This window comes from Nostoc sp. UIC 10630, assembly GCF_010747425.1.
Classification (GTDB): Bacteria; Cyanobacteriota; Cyanobacteriia; order Cyanobacteriales; family Nostocaceae; genus Nostoc.
The window spans coordinates 46435-71215 of the sequence record NZ_JAAGOG010000007.1 but is presented as its reverse complement, the minus strand read 5'-3'; the positions used below and the strand labels follow the sequence as shown (position 1 = coordinate 71215).

General features: G+C 41.5%; 23 protein-coding genes. 11 read left to right on the top strand and 12 right to left on the bottom strand.

Translation table 11 applies throughout. The features are described 5' to 3' along the window. Nucleotides 1-88: 88 nt before the first annotated feature. Together G1O98_RS03895 and G1O98_RS03890 are read right to left on the bottom strand one after the other, a co-directional pair. Nucleotides 89-1045, bottom strand: a complete 957-nt coding sequence (locus tag G1O98_RS03895) for a hypothetical protein (protein ID WP_163927372.1) — start codon at nt 1043-1045, stop codon at nt 89-91. Between the two features lie 282 nt (nt 1046-1327). Next, a complete protein-coding gene (locus G1O98_RS03890; protein WP_163927371.1) occupies nt 1328-2023 on the bottom strand; it encodes a Uma2 family endonuclease in 696 nt (231 codons plus the stop codon). Nucleotides 2024-2288: 265 nt separating this feature from the next. Here G1O98_RS03890 and G1O98_RS03885 point away from each other — a divergent pair, with 265 nt between their 5' ends. Further along, a complete protein-coding gene (locus G1O98_RS03885) occupies nt 2289-4400 on the top strand; it encodes a M3 family metallopeptidase (protein ID WP_163927370.1) in 2112 nt (703 codons plus the stop codon). Between the two features lie 146 nt (nt 4401-4546). Here G1O98_RS03885 and G1O98_RS03880 read toward each other — a convergent pair whose 3' ends face one another. After that, nucleotides 4547-4960: a hypothetical protein gene (locus G1O98_RS03880; RefSeq protein ID WP_175586513.1), complete on the bottom strand. Its 414-nt coding sequence runs from the start codon at nt 4958-4960 to the stop codon at nt 4547-4549. Between the two features lie 396 nt (nt 4961-5356). Here G1O98_RS03880 and G1O98_RS03875 point away from each other — a divergent pair, with 396 nt between their 5' ends. Both G1O98_RS03875 and G1O98_RS03870 read left to right on the top strand, forming a co-directional pair. Further along, a complete protein-coding gene (locus G1O98_RS03875) occupies nt 5357-5923 on the top strand; it encodes a PadR family transcriptional regulator (protein ID WP_163927369.1) in 567 nt (188 codons plus the stop codon). Beyond that, the gene (locus G1O98_RS03870; RefSeq protein ID WP_163927368.1) at nt 5924-7303 is read left to right on the top strand and encodes a carotenoid oxygenase family protein; all 1380 of its coding nucleotides are present in this window, start codon (nt 5924-5926) and stop codon (nt 7301-7303) included. It abuts the gene before it with no gap. Between the two features lie 37 nt (nt 7304-7340). Here the strand turns inward: G1O98_RS03870 and G1O98_RS03865 are convergent, their stop codons facing one another. Further along, nucleotides 7341-8045, bottom strand: a complete 705-nt coding sequence (locus G1O98_RS03865) for a CAP domain-containing protein (protein ID WP_163927367.1) — start codon at nt 8043-8045, stop codon at nt 7341-7343. Between the two features lie 560 nt (nt 8046-8605). Next, nucleotides 8606-9733 (bottom strand): acyltransferase family protein, encoded by a 1128-nt coding sequence (locus G1O98_RS03860; RefSeq protein WP_163927366.1) that lies wholly within the window; start codon nt 9731-9733, stop codon nt 8606-8608. 118 nt (nt 9734-9851) lie between these two features. Between G1O98_RS03860 and G1O98_RS03855 the strand changes: the two genes are divergently transcribed. Beyond that, nucleotides 9852-10310, top strand: a complete 459-nt coding sequence (locus G1O98_RS03855; RefSeq protein ID WP_114082494.1) for a peroxiredoxin — start codon at nt 9852-9854, stop codon at nt 10308-10310. 89 nt (nt 10311-10399) lie between these two features. Here the strand turns inward: G1O98_RS03855 and raiA are convergent, their stop codons facing one another. Continuing rightward, nucleotides 10400-11044, bottom strand: coding sequence for a ribosome-associated translation inhibitor RaiA (raiA, locus tag G1O98_RS03850; protein ID WP_114082493.1), 645 nt, complete (start codon nt 11042-11044; stop codon nt 10400-10402). A 619-nt stretch (nt 11045-11663) separates the two neighbouring features. Here raiA and lipB point away from each other — a divergent pair. Further along, on the top strand, nt 11664-12356 hold the full coding sequence (gene lipB / locus G1O98_RS03845) for a lipoyl(octanoyl) transferase LipB (protein WP_163927365.1): 693 nt from the start codon (nt 11664-11666) through the stop codon (nt 12354-12356). Between the two features lie 184 nt (nt 12357-12540). Further along, nucleotides 12541-12741: a hypothetical protein gene (locus G1O98_RS03840; RefSeq protein ID WP_163927364.1), complete on the top strand. Its 201-nt coding sequence runs from the start codon at nt 12541-12543 to the stop codon at nt 12739-12741. 167 nt (nt 12742-12908) lie between these two features. Here the strand turns inward: G1O98_RS03840 and G1O98_RS03835 are convergent, their stop codons facing one another. After that, nucleotides 12909-13673, bottom strand: coding sequence for an amino acid ABC transporter ATP-binding protein (locus G1O98_RS03835; protein ID WP_163927363.1), 765 nt, complete (start codon nt 13671-13673; stop codon nt 12909-12911). 77 nt (nt 13674-13750) lie between these two features. Here G1O98_RS03835 and G1O98_RS03830 point away from each other — a divergent pair, with 77 nt between their 5' ends. The 5 genes from G1O98_RS03830 (at nt 13751) to G1O98_RS03810 (ending at nt 19568) form a co-directional block, all read left to right on the top strand. After that, nucleotides 13751-15256: an ABC transporter permease subunit gene (locus G1O98_RS03830; RefSeq protein WP_163927362.1), complete on the top strand. Its 1506-nt coding sequence runs from the start codon at nt 13751-13753 to the stop codon at nt 15254-15256. A 600-nt stretch (nt 15257-15856) separates the two neighbouring features. Further along, a complete protein-coding gene (locus tag G1O98_RS03825) occupies nt 15857-16741 on the top strand; it encodes a lipid kinase (RefSeq protein ID WP_163927361.1) in 885 nt (294 codons plus the stop codon). Between the two features lie 79 nt (nt 16742-16820). Then, entirely contained in the window at nt 16821-17426 is a 606-nt protein-coding gene (locus G1O98_RS03820) for an exopolysaccharide biosynthesis protein (RefSeq protein ID WP_175586511.1), read from the top strand. A gap of 630 nt (nt 17427-18056) precedes the next feature. After that, a complete protein-coding gene (locus tag G1O98_RS03815; protein ID WP_163927359.1) occupies nt 18057-18614 on the top strand; it encodes a hypothetical protein in 558 nt (185 codons plus the stop codon). Between the two features lie 177 nt (nt 18615-18791). Continuing rightward, nucleotides 18792-19568 carry an SDR family oxidoreductase gene (locus tag G1O98_RS03810; RefSeq protein WP_163927358.1) on the top strand — a complete coding sequence of 259 codons (777 nt, stop codon included), beginning with the start codon at nt 18792-18794 and terminating at the stop codon, nt 19566-19568. Nucleotides 19569-19782: 214 nt separating this feature from the next. On the opposite strand, the gene G1O98_RS03805 is transcribed toward G1O98_RS03810, so the two are convergent. The 5 genes from G1O98_RS03805 to G1O98_RS03785 all read right to left on the bottom strand — a co-directional run bounded on the left by G1O98_RS03805 (nt 19783) and on the right by G1O98_RS03785 (nt 24772). Beyond that, complete coding sequence (locus tag G1O98_RS03805; RefSeq protein ID WP_163927357.1) at nt 19783-20562, bottom strand: photosystem II S4 domain protein; 780 nt, start codon at nt 20560-20562, stop codon at nt 19783-19785. Between the two features lie 38 nt (nt 20563-20600). Then, nucleotides 20601-20852, bottom strand: coding sequence for a GNAT family N-acetyltransferase (locus tag G1O98_RS03800; RefSeq protein ID WP_163927356.1), 252 nt, complete (start codon nt 20850-20852; stop codon nt 20601-20603). Next, the gene (locus tag G1O98_RS03795) at nt 20830-21336 is read right to left on the bottom strand and encodes a hypothetical protein (protein WP_163927355.1); all 507 of its coding nucleotides are present in this window, start codon (nt 21334-21336) and stop codon (nt 20830-20832) included. Before G1O98_RS03795 ends, G1O98_RS03800 begins: the two co-directional genes overlap by 23 nt. Before the next feature lie 396 nt (nt 21337-21732). After that, nucleotides 21733-22110 carry a hypothetical protein gene (locus G1O98_RS03790; RefSeq protein ID WP_012409408.1) on the bottom strand — a complete coding sequence of 126 codons (378 nt, stop codon included), beginning with the start codon at nt 22108-22110 and terminating at the stop codon, nt 21733-21735. A gap of 472 nt (nt 22111-22582) precedes the next feature. Next, complete coding sequence (locus G1O98_RS03785) at nt 22583-24772, bottom strand: TolC family protein (RefSeq protein WP_163927354.1); 2190 nt, start codon at nt 24770-24772, stop codon at nt 22583-22585. Between the last annotated feature and the right edge of the window lie 9 nt (nt 24773-24781).

Sequence of the window (24781 nt, the reverse complement as noted above, 5' to 3'; positions counted from 1 at the left end):
ACGCGTAGCGTCTCGTAGAGAAGCGCTTATGCACTTAGCTTTGCTACCTAGTGCGTTTAAAAACGCTACGATTTCACACAAAACGGTACTAAAGTTTACTCTTATCTGCTTCTTTTTGTGCCGCCTCACTATATTTCTTATATAGTTGAGTCCGAATTTTAGCTTCCTGATAACGGCTGTGGTTTTGTGGCACCGTACCCATTAAATCTGAAGCTCGTTGCCACTTAGCAGCGATCTCTAGCCATTGAGTTGAGCTTGTGGCTGTTTTACCAGATGTAGAAGCTTGATTTGCAATTCGCACAGATATTGCAAATGGGTCATCAGATGGCTCATCAAAGCTATTGCTAGGAACACGAGATGATGTTTGGGCTTTCCTCTGGTTAGTATTTTCTGTAGTTAAAGATTTGGAAGTTTGTGGTTGCATTAGGTTTTTCAGTTTATCACCTAACTGGGCATAAACAATCCAACTAAGTAACAACAGTGAGCATAAACCAGCAGCTGCTAATACTTTGGTTTTAGGTGTATTACTATGTTTTTCTTTGTTAATAAGTACCAAAGGACGAGAGACTTGAGTTTTAGGAAAATTTGGTTTTCCTAAGTCAGCTTGAGCTTCTGTAAAATCTTTAATTAATTGCTTTACAATATTAGGCTGAATTAAGGCGATTTCCTGTGACCAGAGCAATTGGTTGTCGCGATCGCTATCTATCTCTTTTAACCATAGTAATTGTTGTTCTCGAACAATCCGACTGTTGATATTGACTCGGCGAATGTGGCGCGGAGCAATAGACTCAAGAATTTGCTGGATTTGTTCTACGAGGTGAGATTGCTCAAGTTGCTCTATCCTAGCCGCCTCACACAGAAGTTGTAAAACACCATCAGAAAAAATGGCTCTAGTTCTGACACCAGATTTGGCTAGCTTTTCATTTAATAACTGAATAATCGCAGCAACGCTCCCTTGGTGAGCTTGCCAACCGATATCATTTATTCGATCTACCATCTGAGGTTTGGTGATAACTCTTCCACCCTGACTGATTAACGTATTCATTAATTTAGGGACTCTTTTCTACTGACCTTGATCTTGTCTTCGATTTTACGAGTAAAAAGATGAGTTGCCAAATAAAATCATAAAAGTCGAGCCTTCCTTCTCGGTTCGGTAAAGATGCTCGATCACGCTCAGTTAATTTAACACTCCCACGCTTAAAAAGTGTAGGATTCTTGAACTGAAACAGCGCTTTCAGCTTAACGCCGATGCTGGCGGACGAGCTACCTGTTTGACATACTACATTATGATGTCTTTTGGCGATCGCATAAATTCAAGTTAAGTTAGCTAAATACTATCAGGGTCAACACCAAGCGATCGTAACTGTTCCTTCAACCTTTCTACCTGCAACTCTGCTTGTTTTACTTGCTCTTGGGCTTGTTCCCTCGCTAATCTTTCTTGTTTCAGCGCCTCTGCCAATTCCTCTGGAATCAGTAACTTTTCCCCAGTGTCTTCTCGATAAAAACCAATCAGTTCTCCCTCTATTTGCAACCGCAGCTGCAAAGGTTCACATCGACTATCTGTAATTGGTTCATACACCTCGCCTCGCAGCCGATACCCTTGCAATTGCTCCTTAATCCACTCTCCCTTGGGGTCAAATAACCAGTATTCCAGTACCCCTAACTGCTCATACAACGTCTTTTTGAAGCCCATATCCTGGTTTTTAGTACCCTCCGAGGTCATCTCAAAGACGACTACAGGTACTTGTCCCTCTTCCCATATTTTGTAATTATCCCGACCTCCAGGAGCAACATTAAAAATCACCATTACATCTGGAGCTACTCGCAATCTCGGAAAACCTTGAGCATAGTAGAGAAACTGGTTACTCAAAACTGTTGCTTGCCTACCCAGCAAATATTGCCTCAATACTTCTAAAGTTGCCAGTAGAGCGCATAAATGAACATAACTTTCTGCCAAAGGTTCACCATCCGAGCTTGGATAAAAAACTTCTGTTGATTGAGAACTCGGTAAAAGGCTAGTCATAATTAGCCACCTGATTGAAAATATGGGTGGATAACTATATTATCTCAGACACTTTCGCTGATATTTCTGGAACTGTCATTGTGTGAGACATCTTTCACAAAGGAAACAAAATAGCTGTATCAGGATAAATTTGTGAGTCATTCTCGCTTTTTTTGCCTTTTTATCAGAATGGCAAGACTATTTAGTACAGCGATCGCTACATTAGAAGATATATATAAATAAAAATCATTGTTGATTTTTATTCGTTCGCAGTTCACACAAAACCATGAGTGCAAGTACCATTATTTCCGACAATCCCCTACTTCAAGGCGTTGGTTTACCTCCCTTTGCAGAGATTAAACCAGAACGAGTAGTACCAGCTTTCAATCAGTTGTTGGCAGAACTTGACCAGCAGCTTGCCACCTTAGAAGCTAGTGTACAGCCTACTTGGAGTGGTTTAGTAGAACCCTTAGAAAAGCTGACAGAACGGCTTACCTGGAGTTGGGGGGTGGTGAATCATTTAATGGGTGTTAAAAATAGCCCGGAACTGCGCGAAGCTCATGAAATCGTACAGCCACTAGTCGTACAATTTATTAACAAGCTCGGTCAAAGTCAACCTATCTACAATGCTTTTAAAGCACTCCGTACCAGTGACAATTGGGCAACTTTAGAATTAGCCCAACAGCGCATTGTAGAAGCCGCCATTCGAGATGCAGAACTTTCTGGTGTTGGCTTAGAAGGAGAGGTCAGAGAGCGTTTCAACGCCATACAGATGGAGTTAGCAGAACTTTCTACCAAATTTTCTAACCATGTACTTGATGCCACGAAAGCCTTCAGCTTAACCCTGACAACACAAGCGGAAATTGAAGGTTTACCACCAAGCTTAGTGAGTCTAGCAGCCCAAGTTGCTCGTGCAGCAGGCGAAAGTAACGCCACCCCAGAAAATGGCCCTTGGCGGATTACTTTAGACTTCCCCAGCTATGGCCCTTTCATGCAGCACAGCACCCGGCGAGATTTGCGTGAAAAGCTCTACAAAGCTCATATCACCCGCGCTTCTACTGGCGATTTAGATAACAACCCCTTAATTGAGCGCATTTTGAAGTTGCGCCAAGAACTCGCAGATATATTAGGCTTTAAAAGTTTTGCTCAATTGAGTCTGGCTAGTAAAATGGCTCCTAATGTTGAGGCAGTCAACGCCCTATTAGAAGAACTACGCCATGCTAGTTATGATGCTGCTGTCAAAGACTTGGTAGAACTCAAAGCTTTTGCAGCAGCACAGGGAGCAGCAGAAGCTGAGGATTTAAAACACTGGGATATCAGCTTTTGGGCAGAACGCCAACGAGAAGCAAAATTTGCCTTTACTGCTGAAGAATTGCGTCCCTACTTTCCGCTTCCCCAAGTGTTAGACGGCTTATTTGGATTAGTCAAGCGGCTGTTTGGTGTTACTGTCACTTCTGCCGATGGTCAAGCCCCAGTCTGGCATGAGGATGTACGTTATTTCCAAATTGCTGACGAAACTGGTTCTCCCATAGCCTACTTCTACTTAGACCCTTACAGCCGTCCAGCCGAAAAACGCGGTGGTGCTTGGATGGATGTGTGCATCAATCGGGCCAAAATCACTGAAAATGGTGTCACTACCATCCGCTTACCAGTAGCTTATTTAGTGTGTAATCAAAGTCCTCCCGTAGATGGTAAACCTAGTTTAATGACCTTCTATGAAGTAGAGACTTTGTTCCACGAGTTTGGTCATGGATTGCACCATCTGCTTACTAAGGTTAATTATCCCGGAGCTGCAGGCATCAATAATGTGGAGTGGGATGCAGTGGAACTACCTAGTCAGTTTATGGAAAACTGGTGCTATGAGCGAACCACTTTCTTTGGAATGGCGAAGCATTATGAAACTGGTGAAGCCCTACCGGAGCATTATTATCAAAAGCTGCTAGCGGCGCGTAATTATATGAGTGGCACTGCTATGTTGCGGCAGATTCACCTAAGCAGTCTTGATTTAGAACTACACTACCGCTATCACCCTGGTAGTAGTGAAACTCCATCAGATGTGCGTCATCGCATAGCCAAGACTACTACCGTTTTACAGCCACTTCCAGAAGATGCAATTTTATGTGCTTTTGGGCATATTTTTGAGGGTGGTTATGCGGCGGGTTACTACAGTTATAAGTGGGCTGAGGTACTGAGTGCTGATGCTTTTGCCGCTTTTGAAGAAGCTGGTCTAGAAGATGAAGAGGCTATAAAAGCTACAGGTCGGCGTTATCGGGATACGGTACTCGCACTTGGTGGTGGTCAGCACCCAATGGAGGTATTTAAAACTTTTCGGGGTCGTGAACCAAGTACGATCGCTTTACTCAGACACAATGGTTTAGTCAGTGCTGCTGTAAACTAAACAATACCACTGTAGGGAGGTTGCATTGCAACCTCCCTACTCGCATCAACTCTTTGTTATCTAGCATTTAGCGATCGCAAAGCTCGTTATCTGATATCAGTGGATTTTACCCCAAATCATGCCCTGTCGGAGTGACAGGGAATGACTTAAACTTTAGACATGAGAAATCTTGATATTTCTGCATGTGCCAACACAGCAGATGGTTCGCGCTGGAGAGCATTGTAATACTTTCTCTCGAAGGTATTGCCTGTCTCTAAAGGTACAATCAGCGTGCGGACATCAGTAATCAACTTTTCAAAATCGTCCATTGATATCGGTTCATCAGCTTCGAGCATTTCATCAACTTGCACAACTACCTCAGAAATGCGATGTAGCCAAGCAAATTGTTCATGAGCGATAACTAGCTGAAGTAATTCTCCGCTTGATACTCGTCCACTAACCTGTTCATAGGCAATGCGTTCTGTTTCCAACAACATCTTATGAAGGTGGAGTAATTTATTTCGTAAATCACGCAGATATTGATGTTGACGTATTCTTTGTGAAAGTGTGTTAGAAGTCAATGTTAATCATCCTCTCGTTACAATAGTCTTCAATAGCTTAAATAATTGCTGCGTCAGTATTTATCACCAATAGACTGTAGCGAACAACTGGCTTGTTGAGTGATACCGTAGCGATGCATAGACGCTTGCCGCTCCAACTTTCTCTCCAAGACACTCTAACTAGATCGACAGTCAAGATATATCGCCACTCCCTCATTGTCTTGTGCAAACAGCACTATTAGCCATCTGCACTCAGTTAATCTATTCGGTTTCCTTGTTAAGACGTATAAAAATCAACATATCTTTTTATAAGCGTTACATCTTATATCAGATTAATCATATATTAGCATAAACTTATAAGAAGTAGATAGTTATAGAACCTAGTGAGAAAATGTCAATTATGGGAAAACAGTCCTAATGTCCCTAGCATACGTAATTCTAGGTCTTCTTCAGCAGCAAGAAATGACGGGCTACGACCTTAAAACAAGCTGCTTTGATCAATGTATTGCCCATTTGTGGCCAGCAGACCAGGCACAAATTTACAGAACTCTCGATAAGCTAGTTGAGCAAGGCTGGATTACCTGTACGATTGAGATTCAGCACGATCGCCCCAATCGCAAAGTTTACACTGTGACGGAGCTAGGGAAAGCTGAATTTGCCCAATGGCTTGGGACTCATCAGCCGTTACCAACTTTACGAGAACCTTTGCTAGTCCAGTTGCATTTTGCAGATCAGTTGTCGAATGAAGCAATCATTCACCTACTGGAGCAACAATTGGCGGCTCGAAGCAAAAAGCTTGCTGAATGCGAAATCATTGATTTGCCTTCACTTGGTGATGATTCTGCCAACCGTGAGCAGGTAATGCAAAGGCTGGTGCTGGAGTTGTTAATCAGAAGAGAACAGACTTATATTAATTGGTTGAAGACAGCGATTAATGTTATCGCTCACCAAAAGCCATATCCATCACATTACCAAATTTTATAAATGCCAACAATAGCAGTAAATCCTTATCTCGATCGCAATTTTGCTCCAATCCGTGAAGAAATCACCACCGACAAATTGCCAGTCATCGGTGAATTACCCCTTGATTTATCGGGGATGTTTGTACGGAATGGCCCTAACCCTCAATGGACACCCATTGGTCAATATCACTGGTTTGACGGAGATGGGATGCTACATGGTGTGCAAATTAGCAACGGCGTAGCCACTTATCGTAACCGCTACGTTCAGACAGACGGATGGAAAAAAGAACGAGAAGCGGGTGAGGCTCTGTGGAGTGGGCTTTTAGAACCACCGCGAATGGATAATCCCCACGGCCCCCGCAAAAACACTGCCAATACCGCCTTAGTATGGCACGCGGGTCAGATGTTGGCACTGAACGAAAGTGGTAAACCTCACGCCATCAAGCTTCCTGAATTAGAAACCATTGGGGAGTATAGCTACAATGGGAAGCTAATTTCTGCCTTCACAGCTCATCCCAAGGTAGACCCGGTGACGGGCGAGATGATCTTCTTTGGCTACTCTGTGTTTACGCCACCATACCTGCAATATAGTGTTGTCTCAGCACAAGGCGAACTTTTGCGGACAGTGCCAATTGACCTCTCCATAGGAGTGATGATGCACGATTTCGCCATCACTGAAAACTACACCATTTTTATGGATTTGCCGTTGACTTTTAGCGCCGAGCGATCGCAACGAGGAGAACCTGTGATGATGTTTGAGCGCGATCGCCCCAGTCGTTTTGGCATTCTACCACGTCATGGTGATAACAGTAATATCCGATGGTTTGAGAGCCCCTCTTGCTACGTCTTCCATACCCTCAATGCTTACGAAGATGGAGATGAAGTAGTGCTTATCGCCTGTCGTATGAGTTCTACTACTGTGTTGATTTCTGATGATTCCCAACCCGACCCAGAAGGAAATATCCCGCGTTTGTATCGCTGGCGATTTAATCTCAGCACGGGGACAGTGCGTGAGGAGATGTTAGATGATGTAGCGTCAGAATTTCCCCGCGTCAACGAAAATCTATTGGGGCGGCAAACCCGATATGGCTACAGTAACAAAATGGCGAATAGTTCATTACCTTTATTTGAAGGTATCATTAAGTACGATTTAAACAGTGGAAATTCTCAAACCCACGAATTCGGACAGGGACGCTATGGTGGTGAAGCTGTGTTTGCGCCGCGTCCTGGTGCAATTGCTGAGGATGATGGCTGGCTTGTGACTTTCGTTCATGATGAGAATTCAAACACTTCAGAATTAGTAGTCGTGAATGCCCAAGATGTAACTGCTGAACCTGTAGCGCGGGTGATAATTCCTCAACGAGTACCTTATGGATTTCATGGTGCTTGGGTTGCACAGTAATAGCTAAATGGGCGGTTACAAACCGCCCCTACTCAAATTATTTTTCCCTATAACCTCCAGCGTAGTCAATTACGCAGATTGTTCTATATGATTTGTGAGTTCCATAAGCAACGCCAGACACTTTAAAAGCGCCGTTAAATATATTTTTTCTATGGCCGCGATCGCGCACGCCATCATCAATAATTAATTGCATGACGATATCTTGGGCAGTGTTTGGGCCATAACTAATATTTTCGCCAGCCGTTGTTTGCCATGCACCATAGCGGTTGATGCGAGTAAAAGGGTTGCTACCATCGCTACCATCATGACCTGTAACACCTTTTGGCCCTTGGTCTTTAACATGGTCTTTTGCTCCTAAAGACATACCTTTAGAGGCACTCAACGCTCCTACAGGACGTGCAGATTTCAAAAATGCGATCGCTTCATCGACTGCTTTGACTCCTTCTTGAGTTCGCAAATAGGTATTATTAGAAATTTTGACTCGGTTCCCTTCAAAGCGCTTCTTATAGTTTTCCAGAATCGGGAGATATGATTTGGGATTTGTTCGTACCTTATTCGTTTCAATAATTACCTGTTGTTCCAACGGTGAAAGATAACTCGCACTTGCTAATAGCGTTGGACTGGTTGGTTGAACTACGGCTGAATTCGAGTTTGCCACAGATGGGCTAGATTGAAATAGTTGATTTGAGCAACCCAATATCAGGGTAACTGGCAAAAGTACCCAAAGTTTAATGCGATGCATTCATTACCTCACAATTTTTTTATGGATTAATTTAGTGAATTAGGAGAAATAATAATTTTCAACACACAGAGAAGTTTCTAGACGCTTCTTTATTCGGAATTTTAGAAACGGCTTGTTGTCAGACATCGGAATTCTATCAGTTGCCTAATAAGAACGAAAATGAGTTTATTAAGAGTTATAGATAACCCTGCGATCGTCTTTGTTCCTTGAGTGTTAAAAAAGGATTACTTAATACCTGTTGTAACCTAGTTAACACTCAAACGTAAACTAAAAAAATATTTTTACTTTATTACGGCTGCTTTGAAGTAAATTAATTCAGAATATTGGCTAGTAGAAAATATAATGCAAATCAAAAATTTGCATATTTGCGTTTAACAGTAAAACGCAGAGTTGATATTGTGTCCGCTCAAATAAGTGTTATTGCGATCGCTTTATCTCAGCATTCTCGTAGGCTAGAGTCGCAAACCTAAAAAAACCTGGCGATGGCGCAAGCGCCCCCGTAGGCGATCGCTAATTTTACTCGCAATTAACTAATGGCGTATGATTTACCAGATATAGTATTACACTTTGACAAACCAACGTTGCCGATACATCAGAACACCAACAGCCCACCACAACAACACAGTGACTATGGCAAATAACAGGGAACCATTTAGAAGTCCCGCCCAAGATGCGAAAAAATTCTGGTAAATCCAATTGTAGGTACTGGGAGCGTCTTTGCCTGTGCCGATAGTGGTTTTCACTAAGATTTTAATCAACAAAACGGATGGAACGAAAAGTGCGATCGCATTTAAGCCCATAATTTCAAAAGGTTTACTCCAGCGACGATTCACCCGGACTTCGATGAGTTCATAACAAGCTGCTAGCAAAATTAACGCCCAACCGCTAGTAAAGACTACATAAGAACTTGTCCACAGCTTTTTATTAATGGGAAATGTCCACCCCCACGCCCAACCGATAATTAAACAACCAACTCCAAATAATCCTAACCCGATACTTGTGCGTGATTGTACAGGTTGGCTGCGTATCCATTGACCAGTAAAGTAGCCAGCGAGGACGCTTACTATCGCGGGAATAGTACTGAACAGTCCCTCTGGATCTCCCATAAATTTGAAACCATCACCTTTATATAGATGTGCTTTGGAAATAATCATCCGGTCAATATAAGCGCCCAAATTACCTTCTCGTGTTAGAACTCCCGCGCCATAATCTGGCACTGGTAGATACATCATCGTTAGCCAATAGCCGATGAGTAGAACTGCTGCAAGTATCCATTGACCTTTGCGCGGAAGGTTGAGAACTATCAAGGAAGCCAGGAGATAGGTAATGCTGATGCGTTGCAATACTCCCATAATGCGGATGCTACTCAAATCAAAAGTCCAAACACCTTGATTCCAAAAGCCATTTAGTAGCAATCCCAAGGCAAACAGAATAGCAGCGCGGCGGAAGATGCGCCAGTAAATAGCTGAAGTTGGTTTGTTATCTTCGGTGTACTTTGACAGCGAGAAAGTCATCGCTACACCAACAATGAAGAGAAAGAAAGGGAATACCAAATCAGTTGGCGTGCAACCGTGCCAATCGGCGTGGGCCAAGGGAGGATATACATCATCTGCGACTCCCGCCATATTGACGAGAATCATAGCAGCGATCGTAATGCCGCGAAAAACATCCAGTGAAGTCAGGCGCATAAAGGGAATTTTTTCTTTGATGAGTATCTAAGTTACTCCGCCTCATGCAGCTAATCAAGCAAAATTTATATACTCGGATACAAGGTAAAATTTTGTTAAGTAATTACCACCACTTGTTATGCCAGTCAAAGTTGGAGATACTGCTCCTAATTTCACTCTACCTGCTCAAAACGGCTCAACAGTTAGCCTCCAAGATTTTCGCGGCACAAAAGCTGTTGTCCTATATTTTTATCCCAAGGATGACACACCCGGATGTACGGCTGAATCCTGCGCCTTTCGTGATCAATATGAAGTGTTTAAAAGTGTTGGTGCTGAAGTTGTCGGCGTGAGTGCTGACTCTAGCGAATCTCACCAAAAATTTGCTGCAAAATATAATCTACCTTTTACCCTGTTAACTGACAAAGGCGACCAAGTACGGAAGCTATATGGCGCAACAGCAGCCTTTGGCTTATTCCCTGGTCGCGTTACTTACGTCATAGACCAACAGGGAGTTGTGCAATACGTTTTTGATTCAATGTTGAACTTTAAAGGTCATGTTGAGGAAGCATTGAAAACTTTGCAACAGATTGCAAAATGAGGGATTGGGGATTAGGGATTGGGTACTGGGGATTGAGAAACTCTTTCCCAGTACCCAGTCTCCAGTCCCCAGTCGCTTCTCCCTAGCCCCTATTTAGAATGCAACTTTTCCGGCATGACAATATTATTGTGGCTTGACTTGCCATTCTTGCCGTTAGTATGACCGTTACCATTGCGGGGATGAATCACACCATAACCGCCGTGGTTACGTTCGTAAATTACATTAATCTCTCCAGTTTCAGAATTGCGGAACATATAAAAGTCGTGTCCCACGAGTTGCAGTTGTTCCAGGGCTTCTGCAAGGGTCATCGGTGGCATGGAAAAGTATTTGGTGCGGACGACTTCGTTGGGCAATTCGGGAGTGCGATCGCCAATTAAATCTGGGACTACCGACTCTGCAACAACTACTTCTGTTGGTTGGGGCTGAGTTTTTTGATCTTGACGGCGTTCTTTATATTTCCGCAGTTGACGGGCAATTTTATCTGCAACTAAGTCAATGCTGGCATATAGATTTTCGCTACTTTCCTCGGCACGGATAACGCTACCATTAGCGTAAATAGTTACTTCAGCTGCTTGTCTAGTATTAATTCGAGGATTACGGGCTACGCTAAGATGCACATCCACTTCATTTGTGATGCTCTGAAAGTGACTAGCTGCTTTTTCAATCTTTTGATGTACATATTCCCGAATCGCATCGGTGATTTCAATATTTTTGCTGTGGATGACAAGCTTCATGTAAACTCTCCCACTGAATATTTGATGTGTGAATTTGCTTTGTATGAAAAGAAATTGCGGTAAGGTCTATTACTCCCGCCAAAACAAATTGTGAACTGTTTCTATCTAATGCTGGTAAGCTATCTTTAAGCTTACTGCATCTAAGTTTTTGCTCATTATACCCTTAATTTTCCTCCTCATCTCTGCGCTGATATCCAATTGGATTTCCACATAGAACTATTTGGTGAGGAAATTTGAGCGGTAGCTCTCGTAACTGTCTTCTCTATTAAAACAACGCTTACAGAACTGTTGATAGTTGCTCCTTCTGTGTCCGGTTGAGGTTTACTCTCTGTTGATCGACAACACGAGTATTTATAGAAGTTGATCTTGCTTTAATATGCAAAACAAGATTATTAGAGTCATCAGCCAGTGCATCGTTCTTAATTGTCTTGGCATGATGCTTATTGCAGAGAATTCCTCCTAAAACCTATTGAGGTTGTATATTCAAACTAGCACTTTGTATTTTCTAATGCATGTTCCCTTGACTTTCCTTTAAAATCCTTTGCAAATCTTGACACTTTTGGACTTCAATCCTGTAAATCGCAATATATTTTATTCCTAATACCAGTTGATTTTTGGCATGATCCGTAGTAAAGAATCACACAATAACCTTTGTTTGCTGTATAACCAAGGATTAATGCCTTACTTAGATGCTCATGGATGGCAGCGATCGCTCCTCACTGAACGCATCCATGACCCTAGTCTAGATGACGTGTTAATTTTGCTAGAACATCCACCTGTCTACACTTTGGGGCAAGGAAGCAACTCAGACTTTATCAAATTTGATATTGATAAAGGTGAATATGATGTGCATCGAGTTGAAAGAGGCGGCGAAGTTACTTATCATTGTCCCGGTCAACTAGTGGGGTATCCAATTTTAAATCTGCAACGTTATCGTAAAGACCTGCATTGGTACTTACGCCAACTCGAAGAAGTCATAATTCGCGTATTGAGAGTTTATGGGTTGCAGGGAGAAAGAATTCCAGCTTTTACTGGTGTTTGGTTACAAGGGCGAAAAGTTGCGGCTATTGGGATTAAAGTCAGCCGTTGGATTACTATGCACGGCTTTGCATTAAATGTTTGTCCAGATATGAAAGGCTTTGAGCGCATTGTACCCTGCGGTATTTCTGATAAACCTGTAGGCAGTTTAGCCGAGTGGATTCCAGGTATTACTTGCCAAGAAGTCCGTTTTTATATGGCACAGTGCTTTGCTGAAGTATTTGGAGTGGAAGTAATCGAATCACAGCCTCAAGACTTTTTCCGGTCTGAGTAAATTTAGTCTGTATTTATGTAACAAATACTATAGCAGCCCTATGGAAATTATGAGACACTAATGAGAGTAGCCTATATCTAAATAGTATCAAAATAACTATTTAACTACGGTTGTCAAACCTAAAATCCGATTATTTACAAATTTCTATACTAAATTTTTACGGCTGTCAAGCACAACTTTGCGCGTGAATTACTCAAATAATTGCCAGGTATATACCCCATCGTTAACGTCTCTGAGAGAACGTGATTTGACAGCTTTGATAGAACTATTTGATAGAGACGATGGTGATGAAATTGAAGCCGACATCAGTGCTAGTTTGTTTTGGCTGATACCTGAGCCTTGTTGGGAAGACGATCCCTTTGATTTCTTGCGCGAGTATCTTTAAGTAAGTAGGTCGGCGCAATTAAAGCTAACTAGCTAAGGCTGTCATTTGTCCTTTGTCATTGGTCATTAGTAAAGATTTTAAGCCTATTTACGTTTCGTAATATACTTGGATTTTTTCGCGCCGACTTACTTAGTGCTGAGTATCGTGAGTTTAAAGGAAGCCTTTAATTACGAATTACGAATTACTTGAAGGCGACTGAGGAAAATACGCAGGCGATCGCTTTGAGGATTGGTCAGTACTTCATAAGCTGAACCTTTTTCTGCCACAATACCTTTGTCTAAAAATATCACCTGATGGGCTACTTCTTTTGCAAATTGCATTTCATGGGTGACAATCACCATTGTCATTCCCTCTGCTGCCAATTGTTGCATCACTTGCAAAACTTCGCCGACGAGTTCGGGATCTAGGGCGCTGGTGGGTTCGTCAAATAACATGATTTGGGGATTCATACATAAGCTACGAGCGATCGCTACTCGTTGCTTTTGTCCGCCAGAAAGTTGTTCGGGATAAGCAGCTGCTTTGTCATGTAAGCCAACTTTCTCTAAATACAATCTCGCTAGTTGGGCGCTTTCCTTGGGTGTTTTACCCAGAACTTTACGCGGTGCAAGTGTCATATTTTCCAGGACGCTGAGATGAGGAAACAGGTTGAACTGTTGAAAAACCATACCTACTTGTGTCCGTAGTTGGCGCAGTTGATTATAGTTGACAGTGGGGCGAGATAAGTTGATACCGTTGATTATTAAACGCCCGTTGTCAATGGTTTCTAAGCGATTAAAGCAGCGTAATAGAGTACTTTTACCACAGCCGGAGGAACCGATAACTGCAACAACTTCTCCCCGGTTGATTTCGCCAGTTATTCCTTTAAGGACTTTTAGGGAACCAAAGTTTTTTTCGATATTGTCAAAAATAATTGCGGGGATGGTATTGTTCATTACTTGTGTCAAGCTGCTCTACAGTTGATTGTAAGGTTTTAAGGAACCGCAGAGGCGCAGAGGTAAGAGAAAATAATATGGCTAAGTTTGGTTTTGGGCGTTGGCTGCGCTGGTGTGTGGTTGTTAGTTTTGGTTGTTTGTTATTGGCTGGCTGTGCTGTGAACTCTAATGCGGGAAAAACTTTGCGAGTTGCGACAGAACCAGCATTCCCACCTTTTGAGTTTAAAAAACAAGGTGGTGAGTTACAGGGTTTTTCGATTGATTTGATGAATGCGATCGCAGTTGCAGCTAAATTTAAAGTAGATTTTCAAAGTATGCCTTTTGATGGTATGATACCGGCTTTGGCAGCCAAAACGGTAGATGCGGCAATTAGTTCGATCACGATTACAGAGGAGAGGGCGAAGACAATTTCTTTTTCCCGTCCTTATTTTAAAGCTGGGTTAGCGATCGCAATCCGTGCAGACGATCAAAATATTACTGGCTTTGACAGTCTCAAAAATAAAAAAATTGCAGTCCAAATTGGTACAACTGGAGCTGCAAAAGCTAAGAGTATTCCTGGAACGCAACTTCGTAGTTTTGATTCAGCACCTGTAGCCCTACAAGAATTAGCCAATGGTAATGTGGATGCAGTAATCAATGATGCGCCAGTGACTTTATATGCTATTAATACGGGCAATCTTCAGGGAATAAAAATTGTACAGCAATTGCTGACGGAGGAGTTCTATGGCATTGCTACAGCTAAAAATTCGCCAAACTTGGCATTAATAAATAATGGTTTGGAGAGAGTGTTAACAAATGGCACTTATTCCCAAATTTACCAAAAATGGTTTAAAATCAACCCGCCATCTTTACCAGCTAAATCACCATTTGAAAATCAGAATAGTACTAGTTCACCTAAAATATTTACCTCAATTGCCGTAATTTTGCAGGCTTTTCCGACTTTATTGCAGGGAGCATTAGTAACGTTACAATTAACAATAATTTCTGTAGTTTTTGGTTTAATTGGAGGTTCCCTAATTGGTATTGTCCGACTTTCTCGCATCGCACCTGTGCGATGGCTAGCGAGAGCCTATGTAGATTTTTTTCGGGGAACACCTTTATTGGTGCAAATTTTTATGATTTACTTTGGTTTACCAGCAATTTCGCAAGAACTTGGTTTTACATTTACTTTTGATCGCCTAACTGCTGGAATAATTGCCTTAAGTTTGAATAACGCTGCCTATACCGCCGAAGTTGTGCGTGCAGGGATTCAATCGATTGAAACAGGACAAGCAGAAGCAGCACAATCATTAGGTTTGAGTTCTATACAAACGATGAGTTATGTCATTTTTCCCCAAGCTTTTCGCCGGATGATTCCACCTTTGGGTAATGACTTTATCAGTTTGTTGAAAGATACTAGCTTAGTTTCTGTAATTGGGTTGGAAGAATTACTACGTAAAGGACAGTTAATTGTTGCTGACAACTATCGCGCCTTTGAAATTTATGCAGGTGTAGCGGTGGTTTATTTATGTTTAACGTTACTTTTTTCACAGGCATTTAGTCATTTAGAACTGTGGATGAATCCAGTTAAACGGCACAGGTGACTTTTTTATTCATTCGCTCGCCAGTCGTACAGAATCATTCTAAATTCTAACTCCTGAATTCTATTTTGATAAAGTCTAGTTTAAACAATGTTTTAAAGGAGTCTTTTGCTGTCATTCTGTTCTCGTAGCGTTACCGCTTAAAAACTAAAGCTTTTTTAACAGCCATTTGAAATATGTAGCTTTTGCTATATAAAGTTTGCAGCCAATAATGTAAAAGCTAATGGTTTCAACCTGGATAAAATTTATTTATACAATTTAATCTATAAGTATGTATCTATACAAATAATAAATATTGCATTGTTTGTAATTATTGTCTGGTTATTATAAAATTGTAAGAAATATCGTACTAACAATAAAAATACTCAAATCCAGTCATTTAGTGAGTAAAAATCATATCTACTGAGTATCAAAAGAGGAAGGGCTAATAGAGATAAAATAGATAAAATAGAAATTAAAAATTGCTTACAATAACATAATAAGCATTAAAAAAATAAAATTTTGATGAATATCATAACAATTTAAACACTTTTTTAGAGCCAACTTAAAGCAGAATACATAGATGCGGATAATTGGACATATCAACTACAAAAGGTACTACCCATGAGTTCCCGCGCCCTTCTGTTAATAAATCGTCATGCCCGCCAAGGGCAAAAGAGCCTGTCGGAAGCGATTGAATATCTGAAAACACTCGGCTTTGATTTAATTGAGGAGTCTACAGAAGATCCAAAACATCTTGCTGAAGTTATATTTCGCTATCAGCATCAAGTTGATCTAGTAATCATTGGTGGAGGAGATGGCACTCTCAATGCAGCAGTAGATGCTTTAGTTGATACTCAGTTGCCCTTGGGAATCTTGCCTTTAGGAACTGCCAACGACCTAGCGAGGACTTTGGAAATACCGAATTCACTCAGCGAAGCTTGCCAAATTATTGCAAATGGAAATTTACGCCATATCGACTTGGGTTGGGTGAACGGCAAGCACTTTTTTAATGTTGCCAGTCTGGGATTGAGTGTAAAAATTACCCAGCGACTTACCAAAGAAGTCAAACGCCGTTGGGGAATATTTGCTTATGCCGCCACTGCATTGCAAGTCATTTTGGAAGCTAGACCTTTTACGGCGGAGATTGTAATCAATGATGAATCAGTTCGCGTAAAAACAGTACAAATTGCTGTAGGTAACGGCCGTTATTACGGCGGTGGCATGGCAGTGGCTGACGATGCAACAATAGATGACCAAAGGCTAGACCTCTATAGCTTGGAAATTAAACACTGGTGGCAGATTATACTATTACTTCCTGATATGCGAGAAGGGCGACATATACATTGGCAGAGTGTACGTTCTCTTCAAGGTCAAGAAATAAAAGTATATACTCGCAAACCTCGTCCTATCAATACAGATGGTGAAATTACTACTTACACACCGGCTCATTTTAGGGTTATACCTAAAGCTATAGCTGTTTTAGCACCCCCAGAAATTAGGAGTTAGGAGTTATTCTCCCTCATCTCCTCCAGTTACTCTATTTCCCTCTGCTAAAAATGTGGGAAGTCGCATCAACTCACGCCAAATGCATCTGAGATTTTCTCAAGATATAAAGTCCCTGTTACAACGCCTAGCGGAACAACCGCTTACTCTAGGTGATATTCTGGCAGAAACCTCAGAACGAGGATTCAGCCTGGTAATTACATTATTAGTTTTGCCTTTTTTATTTCCTATGCCACCAGGATTAACTGGTCCTTTTGGTGGTGCTTGTTTACTGTTGTCAGCGCAAATGGTTTTAGGGAGGCGATCGCCTTGGCTGCCGAAAAGAATCGCTAACTACAAGTTTCCTCGTCCCTTTGCCGAGTTACTTTTACAAAATTTGGGACGTTTTACCAAAGTTTTACAGAAAATCGCCCGTCCCCGATTGGCCAAAATAGCCCATAATCCTTTGATTTGGCGAATTAATGGGTTTTGTATCTCTTTATTAACAATATTTTTAATATTACCAATTCCATTTACGAATCCTATCCCCACTATAGGTATTTTACTTTTAACTGTTGCCACCATCGAATCTGACGGTTTATTAATTTGCATCAGCTACGGCGTTACTGTCTTAATTACCTTGATGTTTGGATTTATTGGTTATGCAGTATGGTTAGCTCCTGGTTTGCTGCCATCTATATTTAAATAATAAAAGCCCGCAGCGTTAAGCTAAGGGCTGTAATTTATTAGGGTGCATCTACCATTTATTAATCCGCTGTATTAATTCCTATATCCGGGAAAATTAGTTTTTTTAACAAATTTATTTTATCGACGCATTAAAAACTATAAGTAATAAAAAAGCCCGCAGCGTTAAGCTAAGGGCTGTAATTTATTAAGGTGCATCTACCATTTATTAATCCGCTGTATTAATTCCTATATCCGGGAAAATTAGGTTTTCCAACAGATTTATTTTATTTTAAAATTATAAATTTAATTAAAAAAAGCCCTCAGCTAAAAGCGGAGGGCTATGATTTAATTAAGGTGCATCTACTATTTATATATCCGCCTTAGTTCTTGCTGCATCAGGAAGAATTGAAAAAAATGGATAACTGTGGAATTGATTTCGTTAGCTCTAAAAGTAGTATTAGTCTGAACGAGGACAACCTGCGGTTTTTGACTAGATAATCATTGACTAGCTTCACAGTAATTTTACAAATATCCTCAATTTTACCTAAATACGCAAAGTTTTTGTTAATATCTCTGATGCTATATCCGCAATAGTACGAATTTAGTTTATTAGTTGGGTATATGACTATGAAAGTTAGACGCACCCAACTTCATGAAGCGATCGCCATTTCTATTAGCCCTTGCTAGCCTTTGTATTGTCGGGGGAAGCTTTTTTATCAGAACAGCTTTTAGCAGTACTAGCGAGCCTAAAATAATAACTGATACATCACGCTACAAAGAAATTCGTAATCAGCTATGGTCTGATAATGATCGAGTAAAACATTTTCCTAATCAGATTCCTACTGATGCTAAAGATGTTCGTATTGCTTACTCTCCAGAATTTTTGCAAGGAAGTACTTTTTTTCAAATTAGGCTGAAACAGCCACCAAATAAGATAGAAAAATTACTGTCACAATACAGAAATAGTGCAAAGTACAAATATAGAGGTGGTAACACAAACGACCACATAAATCAACTTAACGGTGTGCCGACAACTTTTTTCTACACCAGTGACTCTTCTACAGAATCTTTTCCAGCTACTTATGAAATACTAGTATTAAATGCAGACGACAAAGGCAGACCTGGCTTCAAATGGAATCATGGAGATAGCTATGGTGTCGCTATTAATAGTTCCGCCTCAGAAATAATCTATTGGTCTGAAAAATGGTAGCTAGCAATCCAAAATAAATTTGAATCACTATGATAAAAATCATTATTTGGGACATGACCCTTATTCATTACTAAGTGATGGTTTTACCCTTTTGGGTATATCACTTTAGGTAGTTAAAACTTATAGCCAGCATAGGTAAGATTTATAAGCTGTTTAAAAACTATCTAAATATCTAGAATGCCAACTGCTTTAATTACTGGTGCCTCTAGTGGTATTGGTAAAGCTTTTGCCCAGGAACTAGCTGCACGCAAGACAAATCTTGTACTCGTAGCTCGTTCCAAAGAGAAACTAAATCAATTAGCTAAACAACTACAAGAACAACACAAAATTCAAGTAGACGTTATAATCCAAGACCTGACGGAACCTAATGCAGCTGCTGCTGTATTTGATGCAACTAAAACAAAGGGATTAACTATTGACTTATTAATCAACAATGCTGGTTTTGGTTACTATGGCGACTTTGCTGAAGGGGATGGAGAAAGACAAATTAAAATTGTACAATTAAACGTTTTAGCATTGGTAGATTTAACCCATAAATTTCTACCCTTGATGCGGCAACGACAGTCTGGAAGTATTATTAACGTATCCTCTATTACCGCATTTCAACCGATACCATACCTTTCTGTTTATGCTGCCAGTAAAGCTTTTATTCTTAGTTTTAGTGAAGCACTATGGGCAGAAAATCGTCAATATGGTGTCCGTATTTTGGTCACTTGTCCAGGGCCAATAGAAACAAATTTTTTTGCGGAAGCTAATTTTCCTCCAGCGCTGGCAAGTACTACAGATAAAGTGTATTCTGCCGAAAAAGTTGTTTGGGAATGTTTAGATGCTTTGGAAAAAGGCTATCCAACTGTTATTAGTTCTGATACTAGCACTCAAATTAGAAGCAAATTATCTCGGCTCGTACCGCGCAGACTTTTGCTGAATATATTAGCAAAACACTTTAAAGCCTAAGAGGTTTTTTGAAAAGTAGTGATGAGGTATCCAAAACTTGATATCCTCCTAAATACTCCTTAAAAAGGAGGACTTTGAGAAGGTTATTCCACCCTTTTTAAGGAGGGATAGGGGGGATCTCAATATAAGGGTAGACTTTTCAAATATCCTCTTAGGAATTAAAAATTGGGGGGTAAAGAAACTGGTGAATTTAAAACTCTTAACTCCTCACTGATTACATATACCTTGTTAATTGAACTCGGTAACGGTCTTTTTTTGTAACTGCAATTTCCCCAACTTCTAAACGCCCTTTAGAGCGAATGGCGATTAAGTCACCTGATTTGACTTGAGAACTAGCTTGTGTAACTTCCTTCCAATTAACGCGGACATCACCAGCATCAATGAAGTCAACCATTTTGCTGCGGGACATACCAAAACCAGCAGATGCGATCGCATCTAACCGCAAAGAAGCCTCCACAGTAGTTAATTCTTTTTTCTTTGGTTCCCGAACCCTTAATTCAGTTATCTCAATTGGCTGAGTCTTCACAGGAACCGATCGCACTTGCTTAAGACTCATTTCCAAAAATTCTACTAACTCTGGGGCGACAATCGCCTGGGCCCCTCGTTCTCCTAAGACAATAACGTCTCCTGTCTTTTCACGAACAATTCCCGTTCCCAGCATTGCGCCTAAAAAGTCGCGGTGAGAGGCGGTATCAAACAAGAAATTACCAGCAATTTCCACGGCGACAAGGCTGACTTGAGATTGATCTAGGGGAAGTTCTGAACGAGCGATCGCTATTCTTTGGCGTTCAGCTTGGGGATATCCGCCCCACGCAACTAATTGCACTTCTGTTAATCGGTTAAACACCCGTTGAATTTCCGCTAATTCTGGGGGAGATAGAAAATCTGTCAAAACCACTTCCCAAGTTTTGATAGCTTGTTCCGCTTGATCAATTACACGAGCTACACTATCTCGATTTTCAACACCCTTTAAAAGTTCTTCTCGTGGCAACATTCTTAAAAATTATGAGTTATGAATTGAGAATTAAACTACTATAACTGTCTTGATTCTAACTTTAATTCCCATTTCAACAGGTTCCCATCTCTAGGAATTTGTTGCATTCCTAGTTTTTTCAAAATGCGAACCGAGGCAACACGACCGTCTGGAGAATGAGTGATAATTCTCTTCAGTTCTCGCCCAGTAAAGGCAAAATTGACCAGTGCTTTTACTGCTTCAAAAGTAAATCCTTGTGTGTTGTAATGCGTAAACCAGGATTTTTTGTCAGACGCTACTTGTGTCAGCATAACCTTGGATATTTTCTGGATCAAACTGGCGTAATATTCGGGTCGCTTGCCGAGTGAGAGTTTCAGAGCCTTGAACGGCAACTAAGTATTTACCCGCGTCTAAGCGGTTTCGATAAGGCAAGGCATCACCACCACCGACAAGTAAACCGACTCCGCCACCCACAACCACACCACCCATAGCACCACTAGCAGCACCTAGCAGTCCGCCAACGATGTGATTGCCAACTTCACCCGCCCAGGCAAAAGTATCTAAACCAGTGATGAGGCTGAATGTAAAACCTGCAAAAAAGCCAAATGGTATCAGCCAGGTTGCCATCAGTTGTGCTTGCTTTTTGGCTTGGTCTTTGGGGTCAATTAAGCCAAACTCGTCAGCCGTTTTATAGCCCTTCCCAAGGATAGTACTGTTTATGCCTTCTTCTTCTAAAGCTAAGTAAGCAGCTTCGGCTTGAATGCGGTCTGGTAATACGGCAACAAGGTAATTCATTGATTTTACAATTTGTCTAATATAAGTTTTGCCTTAATTAACAGCGTATCAGTCTTGGTCGAATCGATCTTACATTGGGTAAGAGTTTGGAGTTTGGAAAGGCTTTGATTCTTACTCCAATACTTTTCGGATAAACCCAATAATCTCTCTTTTGGTCTGGGGAAACGTAAATTCAAACCCTTTGCCTTTCCCCTTTCCCCCAAAATCCGAAAAGTGTTGATTCTTACTTCTCTTCCATTGTAGAGAAGGGATTGGGGGTTAGGTCTGTATTAAAACTCAACTGCAAATCGCGTAGGCGTAGCCCGCACTTCTCTACGAGACGCTCCGCGAACGGTAAGCTCAGTGACCACCGCAGGCATCGCGCAAGTAAGCATCAGTTAAATATACATGAGCCGATCACTTGAGCGAATCTAGTGGCTCACAAAAATTGTTTACGCCTTGTTTGAGGACATATATCAAAACTGGCGTTGCCAAAATCTTGGGAAATGTCGGCATTGCTTTTAGATGTTCCATCATCTTTTGAGGTGAAGTATTAAGCAAATCTTCCCGGTATTCTTGTTCGCAAATAACCACACGCCATTTTCTAGCCAAGGCATCTAACCACTCAGAATTTGCTCTTTCTGGTTGTTGTCCTGCTCTAATAGCTAGCGTCATCGCCGCATCTTCTAAATCTCCATCACAGTCTTCAATCAAATCCAGCGCTTCCATATCGCTAGGATCGTCAGCCAATTGAGAGCGAAACTGTGCAATTTCTTGAGATGTTACTTTAGTCATGAGTCTTTGACAAGGCTAGCAATCGAACATTCAGTTATGCTACATCATTTCACAAAATTCCTGTTATGCGTTTTCGCGGCACTTTCAAAATTCAAAATCTCTGTGAGAAGGTTCAGTTAAGAATTAAACTGTGCCATATTTAATTTTCATCTAGAGAGCGTTCATGTTGCCCACCCCACAAAGACCAATACTGCTCGGTTAAGAATTTTTAACTCGGAATTGGGTTTGGGGAAAAGGTTAAAGGTTAAAGGTTTTTTCTTTCCCTTTTCCCCTTCCCCTTTTCCCCAAAACCCGACAAGTATTGCCACAAAGACTGATATTTAATTTAGGTTATGCAATTTAAATCACTTTCAGCTGATCGGTGGGAATTTTAGGTGTGTAGAGAGTTAAAATTCCAGTCTTTTTTAATTAAAAAGCCTCATCTTTCAATGAGGCTTTCAGAATTTTTAATTGAGAGGTTAAGTCAGCAGTACTAGCGTAGCGCTCTGAGGGTAACAGACCGTTGTAACTGAGCTAAAGCGCGGTTGTAATCCAAAATTGCTGTGACTCGATTACCTTCAGCTCTTGTGAGGTCGTTTTCAGAGTTAATAACATCAGTTTGAGTTCCTACACCAGCTTGGAATCGCAAACGCGCTAAACGTAGAGCTTCTCTAGCTTGTTCTAAAGCGGTGTTAGAGGTTTGAACATTCTCCAAACTAGATTGCTGGGTAGAGTAGGCTTGTTCTACCTGAAAACGAATTTGGTTGCGCTGTTCAGCAAATTGAGTTTCTGCGATCGCAATATTAACACTAGACTGAGCTGCTCTTGCTCTTGCCGCTCCCCCATCATACAAATTGATGGTGGCTCTAACTCCCAATGAATAACCATCAGTAACGCTGACACTATCATCGAACTGATCTAGTAGGTTGTAACTGCCTACCAAACTAACTTGAGGGCCCAGTTCTGCAAGAGCCTGTCTACGCTGTTGTTCGTTGATATTGCGTTGTGCTAACTGCTGTTGCAATTCTGGACGATTTTGATAAGCCAGCACAATACTTTGTTCTAGCGTTGGGTTCCAGAGACCAGCTAATTGTACAGGGTCGGCGGCACTGATATTTATTCCCTGCGGCAAACTTATCCGAGTTGCTAATTGACGACGGGAAATTGCCTGCTGCGATCTAGCATTAGTCAAATCTTGTTGGGCATTTGCTAAATTCACCTGCGATCGCAACACATCGAACCGCGTACCAACCCCAGCTCGCTCTAAAGCTTCCGCATCACGCAAACTAGCCTCGGAGTTTTGCACAGCCGACTGAGCAATACGTACTTGTTCATCCGCCTGTTGCAGATTGTAGTAGTCAGTGGCAACATTCAAACGGATTGTCTCAGACTGAGTTTCTACAGCCAATTCATTGAAACGTACCTGTTCTTCAGCCGCTCTGATGCTAGCTTGCACTCTCCCAGAAGTGTAGATGTTATATGACAGCTGTGCTTGACCGGAAAAAGATGTACCAGCTTCATCTGGCGATGAGATACCCGTCTGTTGTTCTTGGAGTTTCGACGAGAGCTGACTACTGGCAGACTGACTACGAGTAATATCAGCGCTAATTCCCAGAGTTGGCAATAAAGCAGCTTGTGCCTCACGTAGAACCGCTCGATTGCGTTCTAGCTCCAAAATAGACACCTGTAAATCCCGATTGTTACGCCGTGCTAGCTCCAAAGCTTGTGCCAAAGTAATCGGCTGATTTCCCTGAAGTGTCACTTCCTCCGGTTTGGTAGGAAATTGCAAGGGATTTGAGCTAGGAATCAAGTTCTCGGGAATTTGCACCGGCCCTGATGGCACAGGAGTTATGGTTCTCGGCACAGTGGAAGGTTGTACTGACTCTGACGGTGCAGGAGTTACGGTTCCTGGTACAGTGGGAACTTGTGTCGAATTTGCCGGAATCGAGGTATTGTTCTGAGCAATGCGGCCAATAGCATTTTGTTGTAAACAGGTGTTTGAAGCCAGTAGCAAAGCCGCTGAGGAATCAGTCTTGCTTTTCCCTGATTCCTGTGGGCATCTTGGCGCTGACAACAGTTTTGCTGATTCTCCACCTGTAGCTGAAGTTTGTAAAAATGTTTGCAACTCAGTCACAGCATTTTTCTTTTTAACCACTGGCTGCTGTGCAGAAGACAGGGGTAAAATTTTTCTTTGGACAGAAGAAGGTTTTGAAGTGTAGTTGGGAACTACTATGCTCTCTGATTTCTGCCCAGAAATGCTTGAGTTACTCTGTTTTTGGTTATTTTGAGCAGAACTGCTAACATCTAGCTGTTGGGAAGAACTAGAGGTAGGTGTCAAACTGACAAATCTACCTTCATCTTTCTTAAGTACTTGTTTTATTGGCACAACAGTATTTCCAGCCGTAAATACTGGAATACTGTTATTACTTAAAGGCTTCATACTAAGTTTAGTAAAACCAAAACCAGGTAGTAGGGTTGGAACACTAACATTTGCACCATGCGGCAATTGCGTATTCATCATATCCACAACCGAGCTTTGACCATAAGTAGAAGTCAAAACACTAGGAGAAGAAGCCAGCTGTACCCCAGTTAGTTTTACAGTACCAGCCCAAGCAGGCTGAGTTGTTAAAACCGCTGCCGTGACACCAGGCAAGAAGCTATAGAATAATTGCTGTCCTTTCACCGCATCCCT

What these genes read in the sequence shown, in the direction of transcription:
- G1O98_RS03895 (WP_163927372.1), bottom strand. Translation starts at nt 1,045, where the DNA reads ATGAATACGTTAATCAGTCAGGGTGGAAGAGTTATCACCAAACCTCAG.
- G1O98_RS03890 (WP_163927371.1), bottom strand. Translation starts at nt 2,023, where the DNA reads ATGACTAGCCTTTTACCGAGTTCTCAATCAACAGAAGTTTTTTATCCA.
- G1O98_RS03885 (WP_163927370.1), top strand. Translation starts at nt 2,289, where the DNA reads ATGAGTGCAAGTACCATTATTTCCGACAATCCCCTACTTCAAGGCGTT.
- G1O98_RS03875 (WP_163927369.1), top strand. Translation starts at nt 5,357, where the DNA reads ATGTCCCTAGCATACGTAATTCTAGGTCTTCTTCAGCAGCAAGAAATG.
- G1O98_RS03870 (WP_163927368.1), top strand. Translation starts at nt 5,924, where the DNA reads ATGCCAACAATAGCAGTAAATCCTTATCTCGATCGCAATTTTGCTCCA.
- G1O98_RS03865 (WP_163927367.1), bottom strand. Translation starts at nt 8,045, where the DNA reads ATGCATCGCATTAAACTTTGGGTACTTTTGCCAGTTACCCTGATATTG.
- G1O98_RS03860 (WP_163927366.1), bottom strand. Translation starts at nt 9,733, where the DNA reads ATGCGCCTGACTTCACTGGATGTTTTTCGCGGCATTACGATCGCTGCT.
- G1O98_RS03855 (WP_114082494.1), top strand. Translation starts at nt 9,852, where the DNA reads ATGCCAGTCAAAGTTGGAGATACTGCTCCTAATTTCACTCTACCTGCT.
- raiA (WP_114082493.1), bottom strand. Translation starts at nt 11,044, where the DNA reads ATGAAGCTTGTCATCCACAGCAAAAATATTGAAATCACCGATGCGATT.
- lipB (WP_163927365.1), top strand. Translation starts at nt 11,664, where the DNA reads ATGATCCGTAGTAAAGAATCACACAATAACCTTTGTTTGCTGTATAAC.
- G1O98_RS03835 (WP_163927363.1), bottom strand. Translation starts at nt 13,673, where the DNA reads ATGAACAATACCATCCCCGCAATTATTTTTGACAATATCGAAAAAAAC.
- G1O98_RS03830 (WP_163927362.1), top strand. Translation starts at nt 13,751, where the DNA reads ATGGCTAAGTTTGGTTTTGGGCGTTGGCTGCGCTGGTGTGTGGTTGTT.
- G1O98_RS03825 (WP_163927361.1), top strand. Translation starts at nt 15,857, where the DNA reads ATGAGTTCCCGCGCCCTTCTGTTAATAAATCGTCATGCCCGCCAAGGG.
- G1O98_RS03820 (WP_175586511.1), top strand. Translation starts at nt 16,821, where the DNA reads ATGCATCTGAGATTTTCTCAAGATATAAAGTCCCTGTTACAACGCCTA.
- G1O98_RS03815 (WP_163927359.1), top strand. Translation starts at nt 18,057, where the DNA reads ATGAAGCGATCGCCATTTCTATTAGCCCTTGCTAGCCTTTGTATTGTC.
- G1O98_RS03810 (WP_163927358.1), top strand. Translation starts at nt 18,792, where the DNA reads ATGCCAACTGCTTTAATTACTGGTGCCTCTAGTGGTATTGGTAAAGCT.
- G1O98_RS03805 (WP_163927357.1), bottom strand. Translation starts at nt 20,562, where the DNA reads ATGTTGCCACGAGAAGAACTTTTAAAGGGTGTTGAAAATCGAGATAGT.
- G1O98_RS03800 (WP_163927356.1), bottom strand. Translation starts at nt 20,852, where the DNA reads ATGCTGACACAAGTAGCGTCTGACAAAAAATCCTGGTTTACGCATTAC.
- G1O98_RS03795 (WP_163927355.1), bottom strand. Translation starts at nt 21,336, where the DNA reads ATGAATTACCTTGTTGCCGTATTACCAGACCGCATTCAAGCCGAAGCT.
- G1O98_RS03790 (WP_012409408.1), bottom strand. Translation starts at nt 22,110, where the DNA reads ATGACTAAAGTAACATCTCAAGAAATTGCACAGTTTCGCTCTCAATTG.